The organism is Phocaeicola coprocola (genome assembly GCF_041333015.1).
GTDB classification, from domain to species: domain Bacteria; phylum Bacteroidota; class Bacteroidia; order Bacteroidales; family Bacteroidaceae; genus Phocaeicola; species Phocaeicola coprocola.
Window position 1 is genome coordinate 481,458 of record NZ_JBGKGM010000004.1, and the last position, 13,282, is coordinate 494,739.

A 13,282-nucleotide genomic window follows, 5' to 3' on the forward strand; every position below is an offset into this window, starting at 1 on the left:
TATAAGAATTCAAGTTAATTTAAAGAAAGACGCTTGGCGGCATTACGCAAAGCAATGTCGTAAGCTTCATAATAGTACTGTATAAAATGTTTCCACAGTGCCTTTTCAGCAATATTTGCCGCATTCTTCCGTATTTTATTGATTTCTGTACTTGTCAATGATGAGAATTCAGAAATTGTATCTTTTATAGTATCTGCAACTTCCGAATAATTATAATCTGTACGATGGATAACCTTTACTCCATCCTGTAAAGTGGCATTCTTACCTGTCAAAGAGTTAACCCACAATCCAAACCCAGCCAAATCTGTCGTAATCGTAGGTACTTTAAATGCAATACTCTCCAATGGAGTGTATCCCCATGGTTCGTAGTATGATGGATATACACTTAAATCAGTTCCTATCAACAAATCATAATAAAGTTCATTTAATATGCCATCTTTTCCATCCAAATAGCAAGGCACAAATACAACCTTCACCTTTGTATCAACAGAATTTGACATATTAAGATACTTCAACATATCCAGAACTTGATCATGACTCATATTATGTAACCAATGAGTAATGAAAGGACATTCTAATGGAGTATCATAATCTTTACCACTATCCAAACGTTCGCGTAAATCCTCACGGACCTCACCTACCCATCCAGGGACATTGATGAAAGCCAGTACGTCTTTTTTCAGATTCTTATCACGAGTTAATCTGTTAAGAGCCTCCAGATAAACGTTTATTCCTTTATTCTTAAACTCATATCGTCCACTTGTTCCGATAATCATCGTATCATCATCAAGTTGAGTGCCCATTAATTTATTTGCCATATTCAATAATACAGCACGTGCATGTTTACGTTTCCGAGTAAATGCTGCACCTTTAGGAACAAAATCATCTTCAAAGCCATTCATCAGAACTACATCCGCAGATTTATTCAATAATTCACAACATTCATGATTCGTAATTTCACTTACTGTTGTAAAACAGTCCACATGATGTGCAGTCTGCTTTTCAATAGAATGTTTTGACTCCATATTAAGCTCCTGAGCCATCTGATCGCCATTATAAGCAAATAAATAATCGTAAAGAGGTTTATTATTTCCGGCAATCGAACGTCCGATAGAAGTTGCATGAGTAGTAAAAATTGTTGCTATTTCAGGAACGGCTTTCTGTATATACAAAGCTCCCAATCCAGTCATCCACTCATGTGCTTGATAAACGACCTTATCACTAGCAGTCAAATTATAACGATAATAGCTTTCTACAACTTTCCCTGCAGCGTAAGAAAACATGGAAGCTTCATCATAGTCTCCATAAGCGTGAAGCGAATCTACTTGAAAATCAATCCATGCCTGAGTATAAATATCATTCTTTTGAGTATAAAACGGAGTAAAATCGACTAAAATAGCAATAGGATTTCCCGGTATATTCCAACGTCCTATACGTATTTTTAAGTCATCTTTTTCTAAAGCATGCTTACGCCATGCTTGTAACATTTTTACATCTTCGGTAAACAAAGGATTCTCTTTCCCTAGCCAAACATCCGGACCAATAAAGAAAATCCGGTCGGGAAATACACCCTGAAGGGTTTTTGCCCTCGTAGAAAGTACGGTATAAATACCTCCTACTTTATTGCACACCTCCCAACTCGATTCGAAAATGTAATCAGGTGTTAATAGCTGTTTCATCATCATCTTTAATATTTTCTAAATCAGGCACGAATTTACAAAAAACATTTAATTGGGCGAAGAAATAAAAGTTTTTTATTCCTTTTTCATATCCTACAGACAAAAAAATACCTTGGTATTATTCAGTAACACCAAGGTATCTTATGAAAATATCAGGAATTTCTCTTAAAATAATCTGATATTAAGCCGTTTTCATTCGCACAATTATGCAGCAAGTGCAGATCCCATCAAGAATGTTGCAGCAAGAGCAACGATTGCATACAATTCAGGGAATACAGCTAAAATCAAAGTATTACCAAATACATTATGTCCTTGTCCGATAGCTGCAATACCGTTTGCACAAACTTGTCCCTGACGAATAGCAGAGAATAATGCAACCAGTCCCAAACCAATTCCTGAACCTAACACAGCACAAGCTTGAATTGCTGAAATTTCAGGAGTCAGTACATTAAAAATACTCTGGAACATAAAGTAACCTGCAAAACCGTACAAACCCTGAGTACCAGGAAGCGCTGTAAGAACCAAGAAGTTACCGAAAGCACCATCGTTTTTCTTCAAAGCACCAATTGATGCATTACCTGCGATTGTTACACCATAAGCACTACCAATTCCAGATAAACCAACCATAATTGCGATGCCAATGTAGGCAATCAAAAGATTCATTTCCATAATTTTATAAGATTTAATTTTTAGTTTTTACTTTAATTTTATTAGTTTTTAAAAGGTTTATATTCCTTTCCTCCACCTTCATATCCCGAATTCTTAAAGAACTCTACGAAGGTCAAACGCATAGGATGCACCATAGCTCCCAGCACGTTCATAAACATATTGATAGCATGTCCGATTACAAAAATCAAAACCATAACTATCGGACCGGCAATCACATTATCAGGACTCATACCTACAGCCAGACTATTAAACACACTAGCCAATATACCTCCTGATAATCCTAACGCAAACAAACGTACATATGAAAGGATATCTCCCAGTAATCCTGTAGCCATATTATAACTATCCCAAAGTCCTAATCCTATATTTACAAAGATATTTTTATCAGGACTATTGTATAAATAAGCCATCAACAAACCAGCTACAAGAAATACCAGATGAACGGCTCCACCCATTGGCATTACACCCGGAGCGGCGAATGCTATAGCTGAACTGACTAAAACAAGTATCCATCCGATTGTTGCTACTGCATATTTGAAGCCAAATTGAATGGTCTGGTTTACAGCTTTGAGAATCATACCAAAGATAATCTGTACTCCACCTAAAATCAGAGACAGGTTGAACATCTGCTGATTATCTAAAGATATAGCCTCTTTCAAGCTTTGGAAGAAAGGAACTTGAATGTCATACAAATTAAAGCCAAAACAAGTACCAGTCAACAAACCACACACCATCGTAGAAGCTCCCAATAACTGTACCAACGTAAGAATAGACTTCATCGATGCAGCTATGTTTTTCGCTACCAGACGATATACCGTAACAGCAAGAAGCATAAACAATCCATATCCGGAGTCACCCAAACATAGTCCGAAAAATAACATAAAGAATGGAGCAAAGAACGGAGTCAAGTCCAATTCATTATATTTCGGCAACATATACAGGCGCATAATCGGCTCAAACAATCGGAAGAAACCTTTATTGTTCAACAATATAGGTACATCGTCTTCCGGAGACGGATCGGATATTTCATAATAAACCTCCTCTGTTTCCAGAAAATGTTTAATCTCATCTATACGTTCTACCGGTGTCCAGCCTTGCAGCAACATCAATTTATTATCTGCCAACGAATTTGTATTCAGCACTACCTTAGAAAATTCTATTTGAGAATGAACTTTTGCTTGAGCAGCCTGTAAATCAGGGATTGCTGAAGCAGCCAGATCCTCCATCTGTTTCTGCAATGTTTCATTCTGCTTTATCAAACCTTCTCTCTTAACCTGAAGATCTGACAAAGAAATTTCAGGTAATTTTGCAGATTCCACTTCCAAATCAGCACAAACATGATTTGGAATAACTGTTACAAAATACAACTTCGATCCAACGCGATTTATGACTGTTGCATTATACAAGTCTGCCCATTCATCCTTAAACTGTTTATCAGAACAAATATAAAAATCAATCTGATATCCCGCATCATGCAGGCGCTCCAAGCTATGAGGATCAAAATCTCCCCATGGTTCCAATTGAGCAACTTCCTTCTCAACAGATTGGAGTTTATGAGCAACTTGTTGTATTTGCTGCTGTAAATCTTCCATTTCTGTCAGGACATCCATTCCTCTATCAGCATTTCCCGCATGATTGTCTACAGGCTGAACATTCATACCTTGCAGCAATTTGATAGCTGCTGCATAGCGTGTAGATAAGCGAATACTTTCTTGTAAACCTGCATCCTCAGCACTTCCCTGTGCCTTGGTGGCTACATGAACTACCCCTAAATCACGTATACTCTTTAAAAAGGCATCATATTCTTTATGATAAACTAGAAACGTAAGTTTCTTCATCTTAGCAATCATACTTCAGCCTCCTTTCTTTTTTCTTGAATCGATTTCAGGATTTTCTGTGAAGATTTAGACAAGTTTTCTTCATCTTCCATAAAGCGCTTAATCTTTCTCAAAGCATCCTGATAACCGGGTATCTGCACCTTCTCAAAAAGATTAACCTTTTGAGTGGTCTTTTTACGCGCATGTTCCAACAAGCTCAATTTAGCGAGCGTAAATTCTCTTTCAATAGCGGTACGAGCTAAATTCTTTAATAGATGTATTCCATCTGCATACCATTTAGGACTACAAAACAAGCTAAACGGACGAACATCGAAATCAACATCTTCTAAGAGTGGTACACGTACACCAGCTATTTTACGTACGCCCAAATGAACATCCTTCACTTTAATCAATGAAGCATCAAATTCATTCCAGAGTGCGAACATGGCTTCATAAGCCTGAATTTGTTTTTCCAGACTTCCTTCCAGTTCCACAGCTTCAGTTTTACAGCGCTTCACTTCCAGTCGCAACGCACTCTCCTTATTTTTTATAATAGGCAAGGTGCGCACACGAATCTTGAGCTGTTTCTCAAGCTGTTGCAACGAAGTTTTATTATATTGAAACTTTATAGCCATTTCTCTGTGAATTAATAAATTACTTTCTCCAGTACTGGTCTACAAACTCTTTCTTGATGTTTACTTCTTCAGGTTTAAAGTATTTACTGAATAATCCCCATGTTACATCAAGCATTTCTGTGGTATTCAAGTTTACATCAATAGCCAATAACTGATTTGCGTAATCTTTCGCAAAAGCTAATGCACGTTCATCGTAATTAGTCAGATCGAAACCATTTTCCATCTTCGTTTTGGCATTAGCAGCATCAGCATACAAACGGACAGCTGCATTCATCACCTGAGGATGGTCTTTACGAGTCTTCTTACCACTAACAAGCTGTTTCAAACGTGACAAAGAACGGAACGGGTCTACAATAACTTTACCAATATCGCTATCACGACGTAAGAACAACTGTCCCTCAGTAATATAACCCGTATTATCGGGCACTGCATGAGTAATATCACCACCTGACAAAGTAGTTACGGCAATAATCGTAATAGAACCACCACTTGGGAACTGTACCGCTTTTTCATAAATCTTAGCCAAATCTGAATACAGAGATCCAGGCATAGAATCTTTAGACGGAATCTGGTCCATACGGTTAGATACGATGGCAAGAGCATCTGCGTAAGAAGTCATATCAGTCAACAGAACCAGAACCTTCTGATTATGTTCCACTGCAAAATATTCAGCAGCAGTCAGTGCCATATCAGGAATAAGCAAACGTTCTACCGGAGGGTTTTCTGTAGTATTTACAAAACTGATGATACGATCCAATGCACCTGCATTCGAGAACACATTCTTAAAATACAAGTAGTCATCATTTGTCATACCCATACCACCCAAGATAATCTTGTCTGTTTCCGCACGTAACGCAACATTCGCCATTACCTGGTTGAAAGGCTGGTCAGGATCAGCAAAAAACGGGATTTTCTGTCCAGAAACCAATGTATTATTCAAGTCAATACCTGCAATACCTGTAGCAATAAGTTCAGACGGCTGCTTACGACGAACAGGGTTTACAGACGGACCACCAATTTCCACTTCTACCCCTTCTATTTCAGGTCCTCCGTCAATAGAATCACCAAAGGCATTAAAGAAGCGACCAGCAAGTTGTTCGCTAACCTTCAGTGTAGGAGATTTTCCCAAGAATACAACTTCAGCATTAGTAGGAATACCTTCCGTACCTTCAAATACCTGAAGTGTCACTTCATCTCCGGCAATCTTCACGACCTGTGCAAGTTTGCCGTTTACCATAGCCAATTCATCGTAACCTACTTCTGTTGCTTTCAACGAGCAAGTAGCTTTAGTTATCTGGCTAATCTTAGTATATATTTTTTGAAAAGCTTTTGTTGCCATTTTCTTCCGATTACTTTATAAGTATTTTATTACTTCACGCTTCTTTCGGCAACCAGTGTAGCAAGCTGCTTACGGAAATCTTCATACTGTTCAGATTTATACTTAGAGTAGTTCATCTGCTTACAAATATTAATCATTTTCTTGAAGTAATCCATAACTTCCACAAAGGTTTCAAACTTGAAGTTTGTATGACAAATATCAATAACCATATTTACGATATCTTCCTGACGCTCCATCGGAGTAACTGAGTCGACTTCATCAAAAGCATCTTGCTGTAAAATCACAAAGTCTATCAATTCCGATTTCCAGAATATCACATGATATTCAACTGGTACACCGTCATCACCCAAGATATTGATCTGTTCTGCAATTTCCTTACCACGTAACAATCTCGTCTTCAATTCATTGACTTTTCCTGTCCACTGGTTATTGATACGTTCTGTTATGTAGTCTTCAAATTCCGGATATTCCAGATATTTAGAATAAGAATCAATCGGATTCACAGCCGGATAACGTTTACGGTCTGCACGTTCCTGTTCTAGAGCATAAAAGCATCGAGCTACTTTCTTTGTATTTTCTGTAACCGGTTCTTTTAAGTTACCTCCAGCCGGAGATACTGTTCCGATAAAGGTAATAGAACCTGTTGCTCCATTATACAAATGTACGAAACCAGCGCGTCCATAGAAGTTAGAAATAATAGCTGAAATATCCATCGGGAATGCATCAGGACCAGGAAGTTCCTCCATACGGTTAGACATTTCACGCAAAGCTTGTGCCCAACGAGAAGTAGAGTCTGCCATCAGCAATACCTTCAGTCCCATAGCACGATAAAATTCAGCCATTGTCATTGCTGTATATACAGATGCTTCACGTGCTGCAACCGGCATGTTTGAAGTATTGGCTACAATAATGGTACGCTCCATCAATTTACGTCCTGTATGAGGGTCCACCAGTTCCGGGAACTCTGTAAAGATTTCAACGACCTCATTTGCACGCTCACCACAGGCTGCAATAATAACGATATCGGCTTCTGCCTGTTTAGAAATAGCATGCTGAAGTACGGTCTTACCCGTTCCGAACGGACCAGGAATAAATCCTGTACCACCTTCTACAATCGGATTCATTGTATCAATAACTCGTACTCCTGTTTCTAATAATTTATAAGGACGAGGTTTCTCTACATAATTCGTCATAGCCTTTTTCACCGGCCACTTCTGAATCATATTAACTTTAATATCCTCTCCTCCTTTATCTGACAAAACAGCTACAGTATCTTCTATAGTATAATCTCCTTCAGGTACAACTGATTTAACCTTATATGTACCTGTCAGCTGGAAGGGTACCATAATCTTCAGCGGCTGATGGTTTTCTTCAACCTCTCCCAGCCATGCAGAAGGACCAACTTCATCTCCAACTTTTACAATTGGTTTAAAGTGCCATTTTCTTTCCTTGTCAAGCGGGTAAGTATACTGACCACGCTTCAAGAACACCCCTTCCATCTTGTCCAGGTCATTCTGCAAACCATCATAGTTTTTCGACAGCATACCTGGGCCTAAGGTTACTTCCAACATATGACCTGTAAATTCTGCTTCAGCACCAACTTTCAGTCCACGTGTACTTTCAAACACCTGCACATATACATTCTTGCCTACTACTTTGATAACTTCGGCCATCAAACGATCCCCTCCCGTAGTGATGTAGCAGATTTCATTTTGTGCTACAGGACCGTCAACAGTCAGCGTAACCATATTGGCGATAACGCCCAAAACAGTTCCTTTTGTTGCCATTCTTATCTTTTTTTATTATTTTCTAAATTCTTCTGGTATTTGAACTTCATTTTTCAGGTCTTGAATCATCTTTCGGAAAAGTTCATTACCTTTTTCCTTATCCAATGAAATCCAACGTTCAATCATTTCCAGCTGCATTAAAAATACAAAAATACGCTCGATAGTAAAATAGTGGAAGAAGGATTCATCTTCCAACCATTTCCATTTCAGCATATTTACCTTCTTCTCACGTTCCACCAGTTCTTCAATATCAGCAATACGCTGTAATGCTTCAAAATATTTAAGTGTTTCGTTCAATCCAAAATCACGTGCATTTGAGGTACGCAACTGCTCACAGATACTCGTTGCTCCAACAATCACACTAGAGACTTCCAGTTTATACTTACGCGCCGCCAAAGCCGCAAGAATATTATTTAAATTCAGATTAAATTCAAACCAAGAAGCAATAAAAGCATTATTGGATGACATTCCATAAGAATAATACAATGCTGCCAACAGATCATAGGCACGATATAATTCATCTTGTGAAAGTTGCAAATATTGAGAAACAAAGTTAACCAGGTAAGAAGGATATTTTTTATCCGGAGTATCTCCTTCACGTACAGCTTCAATCAACTGAAGTAACTCTTCTGCTGAAAAATTACCCTTATCTTCTATTACTGTATCTTTATTTTTCAGTAACTTCAAGATAGCCGTATTATCAAACTTCAGATAAAATAAATCTATTAATTTTCGATCTTGAGCAGATAAATCCGGATACAATTCAGCCTTAAAATCAGACACAGAATAGCTTAATTTGCCGTCATCCAAAGATATATCCGGCAAACCGGCCACCAGACAATAATACGTACTCATAGTTTCTGGTTAAAACAACATTTTGACTAGCTGAGGACGAAGGAATTCCTTGAAATAGTTTTCAAATTCCTCTTCACCAAAATTCACTTTATACGAACCATCAGCAGGTGAAACAGAGAAAAGAGCCTTCGCTCCGTTTACTTCCTCTATCTTTACACCTTTATCTAAAAGATTTTTCGCATTTGAGGCAAAATATTTTTTCAGAGACTCTGCATCCTTCACAGAAATAACAATCGGTTCGTTTGCCGACCATTGAGTAGCCAATGTTACAATAAACTTGTTGAAAAAATCCTTGTCAGCGATAAATCCTTTTACAGCATCCGAAACTGTTTCATTTGTCAGTAGGTTAGTAATTTCGGTTTTCAGAGCATTCAGGGCCTGTCCAGCGAACAACTTCAACTCAGATTTCGTATTTTCAGTTAATTCATCTGCCGATTTACGGGCATTGGCTATAATTCCTTCCGCCTCTTTCTGGGCATCTGCAATCAACTTTTGAGCCTTTTTCTGAGCTTCATCGATAAGTCGTTGTGCTTCTTCATTACCCTTTTCCACCCCTTCACGATAAATCTTATCAGTGAGCTCCTGAATCTTGTTTTCCATAATGATTATTAAACTTTAACTTAGTTATAAGACTTACAATTTTATCAATTGTAATTATTACAATTTCTGAGTCAAATATACTAAATAAGCCTTAATCACCTACTATTTCGAAAGAAATATTTCCACCAATAAGCAAAGATTTTAAATAAAGAATAATAAGAATGTAATATATCGAATAAGCAACATGTTCTTCAACATAAAATTAGAAAAAGGATTGTCAAAGCTTATCGGCATCGGCTCGTCCAAGGGCACGCTCCAGAAGGGCAAGGATGCGGACATTCTCATCATAGACAAGGACATCAGCATCAGGTGCGTTTTCGGGTCAGTAGAAATTTAGTGGGGATACGCATATAGCTTCGCAATGCGGAATAAAAAGAACTTCTTATCAGCTACTCCTCTTAGATTTGCTCTGAACAGTTTAATTTTTGCATTGAACGATTCTGCCATCGCATTTGAAGAACGATGGTTGTAGAAATTCAGTATTTCATCATAGTGCTCATAGAAAGTAGCAGCAATGACATTAAAAGAATGCATCCCTGCTTCTTCTACTTTATTATACCATCGTGCCATAGCCAGACGTGCAGCGTCCTTTATGGTGTTCTTAGAGAAAATCATCCGCAGGGAATGGCACAAACCGTATGCCTTTTTGATGTCAGGGTATTCCTCAAATAGGATTGCTGCCCTTTGCTTCTGTTTTTCTGTCCATTTATCAGCTGACTTGAAAAGCAGATACCGGGAGCGTATAAGTAATTCCCTACGGGTATCGCCATTGGAATATCGGTATGGGACATAATCTTCGTTCTTCCGCTTAGCTTCTTCCATTTCCTCATTGGCCTGCTGTATGGCATCCCAACGGTGTTTGATGCGTAATTCCTGCACAGCATCACAAGCTAATCTCTGAATGTGAAAACGATCTATCACACGGCTGGCTTCAGGAAATGCAGTCCGTACAATCTTGCGCATGGAGTCTGAAAGGTCAAGTGTCACTTCTTTAACGGCATAACGGCTTTCCTCGTCAATTCGTTGCAGTACAGCTATTACATCCTCTGATTTAGTTCCTGCCACGACAGCTACCAGGGAGCACTCTCTCGTACAGGCATCACGGTTGGTTACAAAGGTGTAAAGTTCACCGTTGGAGAGTGAGGTCTCGTCAATCGCCAGATACGGTCCCATATTTTCCGGAAACAGCATCCATTCACCGGCATGGGATAACTGTTCCCAATTACGATATCCGCTGAGAACCTCCTTGTACTGTTTTTCAAATGTATGACCATCTATATGATAGAATTCCTCAAGCGTACGGCAGGTCACTGGGGATGTCTCCATACGTTTCTTTTAAAAAGCCCCAAATTCTTTGGAGTATCTGGTTCCCTTGGCTACAACATCGAGGTCGATGGGAATACTGAAACTTTTACCTGTGCGCAAGTCCGTCCAACGACGACGTCTGATCTTGAGGATTACCTTATGGTCCCGTATGGGAAAGTCTGTCACATTAACAGCTTCCATAAAACCTTTGGATTCAAAATGTTCGTCATTGCTTAACTTGGAATTCATCTTTTCATCCAGACTAATATGAATCTCTTGAGAGGTTTGTTCAACTCCAGAGATAAGAAAGTAATCTAATATCTGAGCCGGCAACACGAGGCTGGCTAGCATATTCAAATAATCGTTTTTCATAATGCGAAGTAAGCAATACTTTACGAGTATAAAAAATAATCCCCACGAAATTTCTACTGACCCGCGTTTTCTCCTGCGGCAGGACCGTGGAAGGTATGAACACCCTGGTACATTGAGACGCTTCCGCCGCCGTACTCCCGGAGCCGGCGGCGTTTTTTCTGCCCTCATGCAATCGAGTAGGAGGAAAACGAAGTAGTTTTCTTCCTACTTTCGTTTTCCGACCTCTCACACCACCGTACGTGCCGTTCGGCATACGGCGGTTCTTTACTATGGATGCCTTTCGTATTCTTCGAAAGACACTTCCACGACATCTTCTTCAACCATCCATTTGTAGGTCTGCGCTCCTTTATACCCTTCGGATTCCGTCCTATCTCTTTAAAGGTAGCCCAATACTTCTGTTTTGGTTTTATGCATTCGTTCCAACAAACGGTAGTTTTCAGTTATGCCGTTTAAATAAAGTTTGGTCCTTCCCTATAGGCATGCATGCCTTGGGTACTACGACCTCTGCTGACTTCTCACGGCAAGCTTTACTCCATCATGGTACTTCGAATCATTCATCCTCACCATATGTCCGTGAGACCTCCTCGGATAAGGGTATTAACTTTCAATCTTATGTCTGCTCCATTTACACTAACCGTCCCGAATAGCTATAGGGCTTTAGTTTGTTTCGCAACCTTACCCACGGTCATATGCCTTATATGAAGTTTCTGTTCGTCAGACCAGATGTTTGCCGCCAGCTTCTTTCAGATTCCAACTCGCGATGGACACCCTTGCTTTTGGCTGTATGATTCCCGCTATTAGGGGTCAGTAGAAATTTCGTGGGGATTATTTTTTATACTCGTAAGGTATTGCTTACTTCGCATTATGAAAAACGATTATTTGAACATGCTAGCCAGCCTCGTGTTGCCGGCTCAGATATTAGATTACTTTCTTATCTCTGGAGTTGAACAAACCTCTCAAGAGATTCATATTAGTCTGGATGAAAAGATGAATTCCAAGTTAAGCAATGACGAACATTTTGAATCCAAAGGTTTTATGGAAGCTGTTAATGTGACAGACTTTCCCATACGGGACCATAAGGTAATCCTCAAGATCAGACGTCGTCGTTGGACGGACTTGCGCGCAGGTAAAAGTTTCAGTATTCCCATCGACCTCGATGTTGTAGCCAAGGGAACCAGATACTCCAAAGAATTTGGGGCTTTTTTAAAAGAAACGTATGGAGACATCCCCAGTGACCTGCCGTACGCTTGAGGAATTCTATCATATAGATGGTCATACATTTGAAAAACAGTACAAGGAGGTTCTCAGCGGATATCGTAATTGGGAACAGTTATCCCATGCCGGTGAATGGATGCTGTTTCCGGAAAATATGGGACCGTATCTGGCGATTGACGAGACCTCACTCTCCAACGGTGAACTTTACACCTTTGTAACCAACCGTGATGCCTGTACGAGAGAGTGCTCCCTGGTAGCTGTCGTGGCAGGAACTAAATCAGAGGATGTAATAGCTGTGCTGCAACGAATTGACGAGGAAAGCCGTTATGCCGTTAAAGAAGTGACACTTGACCTTTCAGACTCCATGCGCAAGATTGTACGGACTGCATTTCCTGAAGCCAGCCGTGTAATAGACCGTTTTCACATTCAGAAATTAGCTTGTGATGCCGTGCAGGAATTACGCATCAAACACCGTTGGGATGCCATACAGCAGGCCAATGAGGAAATGGAAGAAGCTAAGCGGAAGAACGAAGATTATGTCCCATACCGATATTCCAATGGCGACACCCGTAGGGAATTACTTATACGCTCCCGGTATCTGCTTTTCAAGTCAGCTGATAAATGGACGGAAAAACAGAAGCAAAGGGCAGCAATCCTATTTGAGGAATACCCTGACATCAAAAAGGCATACGGTTTGTGCCATTCCCTGCGGATGATTTTCTCTAAGAACACCATAAAGGACGCTGCACGTCTGGCTATGGCACGATGGTATAATAAAGTAGAAGAAGCAGGGATGCATTCTTTTAATGTCATTGCTGCTACTTTCTATGAGCACTATGATGAAATACTGAATTTCTACAACCATCGTTCTTCAAATGCGATGGCAGAATCGTTCAATGCAAAAATTAAACTGTTCAGAGCAAATCTAAGAGGAGTAGCTGATAAGAAGTTCTTTTTATTCCGCATTGCGAAGCTATATGCGTATCCCCACTAAATTTCTACTGACCCG

Annotated in this window: 12 protein-coding genes and 2 pseudogenes; 4 read left to right on the forward strand and 10 right to left on the reverse strand. The window is 39.6% G+C overall.

What is annotated here, in order from left to right:
• Window positions 1-14 precede the first annotated feature (14 nt).
• The 8 genes from ACDG22_RS12740 to ACDG22_RS12775 form a co-directional block, all read right to left on the reverse strand.
• Window positions 15-1,682: a glycosyltransferase gene (locus ACDG22_RS12740; RefSeq protein WP_040312238.1), complete on the reverse strand. Its 1,668-nt coding sequence runs from the start codon at window positions 1,680-1,682 to the stop codon at window positions 15-17.
• Between the two features lie 201 nt (window positions 1,683-1,883).
• Window positions 1,884-2,348: a V-type ATP synthase subunit K gene (locus tag ACDG22_RS12745; protein WP_007571575.1), complete on the reverse strand. Its 465-nt coding sequence runs from the start codon at window positions 2,346-2,348 to the stop codon at window positions 1,884-1,886.
• A gap of 41 nt (window positions 2,349-2,389) precedes the next feature.
• The gene (locus ACDG22_RS12750; protein ID WP_007571576.1) at window positions 2,390-4,198 is read right to left on the reverse strand and encodes a V-type ATP synthase subunit I; all 1,809 of its coding nucleotides are present in this window, start codon (window positions 4,196-4,198) and stop codon (window positions 2,390-2,392) included.
• Window positions 4,195-4,800: a V-type ATP synthase subunit D gene (locus tag ACDG22_RS12755; RefSeq protein WP_118485169.1), complete on the reverse strand. Its 606-nt coding sequence runs from the start codon at window positions 4,798-4,800 to the stop codon at window positions 4,195-4,197. The genes ACDG22_RS12750 and ACDG22_RS12755 overlap by 4 nt, the downstream gene beginning before the upstream one ends.
• Window positions 4,801-4,819: 19 nt before the next feature.
• Window positions 4,820-6,139 carry a V-type ATP synthase subunit B gene (locus ACDG22_RS12760; RefSeq protein WP_270230912.1) on the reverse strand — a complete coding sequence of 440 codons (1,320 nt, stop codon included), beginning with the start codon at window positions 6,137-6,139 and terminating at the stop codon, window positions 4,820-4,822.
• Window positions 6,140-6,168: 29 nt separating this feature from the next.
• Entirely contained in the window at window positions 6,169-7,926 is a 1,758-nt protein-coding gene (locus tag ACDG22_RS12765; protein ID WP_270230911.1) for a V-type ATP synthase subunit A, read from the reverse strand.
• Window positions 7,927-7,941: 15 nt separating this feature from the next.
• The gene (locus ACDG22_RS12770) at window positions 7,942-8,781 is read right to left on the reverse strand and encodes a DUF2764 family protein (RefSeq protein WP_270230910.1); all 840 of its coding nucleotides are present in this window, start codon (window positions 8,779-8,781) and stop codon (window positions 7,942-7,944) included.
• A gap of 9 nt (window positions 8,782-8,790) precedes the next feature.
• The gene (locus ACDG22_RS12775) at window positions 8,791-9,381 is read right to left on the reverse strand and encodes a hypothetical protein (RefSeq protein ID WP_178601505.1); all 591 of its coding nucleotides are present in this window, start codon (window positions 9,379-9,381) and stop codon (window positions 8,791-8,793) included.
• A 217-nt stretch (window positions 9,382-9,598) separates the two neighbouring features.
• Here ACDG22_RS12775 and ACDG22_RS12780 point away from each other — a divergent pair.
• Window positions 9,599-9,718, forward strand: a pseudogene (locus ACDG22_RS12780) (N-acetylglucosamine-6-phosphate deacetylase); the annotation flags it as partial.
• Here ACDG22_RS12780 and ACDG22_RS12785 read toward each other — a convergent pair.
• Entirely contained in the window at window positions 9,715-10,707 is a 993-nt protein-coding gene (locus ACDG22_RS12785) for an ISAon1 family transposase (RefSeq protein WP_155162804.1), read from the reverse strand. The pseudogene ACDG22_RS12780 and the gene ACDG22_RS12785 overlap by 4 nt on opposite strands.
• Window positions 10,673-11,058 (reverse strand): annotated as a pseudogene (locus tag ACDG22_RS12790) (ISAon1 family transposase N-terminal region protein). Before ACDG22_RS12790 ends, ACDG22_RS12785 begins: the two are co-directional and overlap by 35 nt.
• Before the next feature lie 158 nt (window positions 11,059-11,216).
• Here ACDG22_RS12790 and ACDG22_RS12795 point away from each other — a divergent pair.
• From ACDG22_RS12795 to ACDG22_RS12805, 3 genes are all read left to right on the forward strand, one after another.
• Entirely contained in the window at window positions 11,217-11,705 is a 489-nt protein-coding gene (locus tag ACDG22_RS12795; protein ID WP_370859002.1) for a hypothetical protein, read from the forward strand.
• Between the two features lie 217 nt (window positions 11,706-11,922).
• The gene (locus ACDG22_RS12800) at window positions 11,923-12,309 is read left to right on the forward strand and encodes an ISAon1 family transposase N-terminal region protein (protein WP_040312234.1); all 387 of its coding nucleotides are present in this window, start codon (window positions 11,923-11,925) and stop codon (window positions 12,307-12,309) included.
• On the forward strand, window positions 12,275-13,267 hold the full coding sequence (locus ACDG22_RS12805; RefSeq protein WP_185150252.1) for an ISAon1 family transposase: 993 nt from the start codon (window positions 12,275-12,277) through the stop codon (window positions 13,265-13,267). The genes ACDG22_RS12800 and ACDG22_RS12805 overlap by 35 nt, the downstream gene beginning before the upstream one ends.
• Window positions 13,268-13,282: the final 15 nt, after the last annotated feature.

Coding starts and splice junctions, on each gene's coding strand:
- ACDG22_RS12745 (WP_007571575.1), bottom strand. CDS start 2,348: ATGGAAATGAATCTTTTGATTGCCTACATTGGCATCGCAATTATGGTT.
- ACDG22_RS12755 (WP_118485169.1), bottom strand. CDS start 4,800: ATGGCTATAAAGTTTCAATATAATAAAACTTCGTTGCAACAGCTTGAG.
- ACDG22_RS12800 (WP_040312234.1), top strand. CDS start 11,923: ATGAAAAACGATTATTTGAACATGCTAGCCAGCCTCGTGTTGCCGGCT.
- ACDG22_RS12740 (WP_040312238.1), bottom strand. CDS start 1,682: ATGATGAAACAGCTATTAACACCTGATTACATTTTCGAATCGAGTTGG.
- ACDG22_RS12760 (WP_270230912.1), bottom strand. CDS start 6,139: ATGGCAACAAAAGCTTTTCAAAAAATATATACTAAGATTAGCCAGATA.
- ACDG22_RS12775 (WP_178601505.1), bottom strand. CDS start 9,381: ATGGAAAACAAGATTCAGGAGCTCACTGATAAGATTTATCGTGAAGGG.
- ACDG22_RS12785 (WP_155162804.1), bottom strand. CDS start 10,707: ATGGAGACATCCCCAGTGACCTGCCGTACGCTTGAGGAATTCTATCAT.
- ACDG22_RS12765 (WP_270230911.1), bottom strand. CDS start 7,926: ATGGCAACAAAAGGAACTGTTTTGGGCGTTATCGCCAATATGGTTACG.
- ACDG22_RS12805 (WP_185150252.1), top strand. CDS start 12,275: ATGGAGACATCCCCAGTGACCTGCCGTACGCTTGAGGAATTCTATCAT.
- ACDG22_RS12750 (WP_007571576.1), bottom strand. CDS start 4,198: ATGATTGCTAAGATGAAGAAACTTACGTTTCTAGTTTATCATAAAGAA.
- ACDG22_RS12770 (WP_270230910.1), bottom strand. CDS start 8,781: ATGAGTACGTATTATTGTCTGGTGGCCGGTTTGCCGGATATATCTTTG.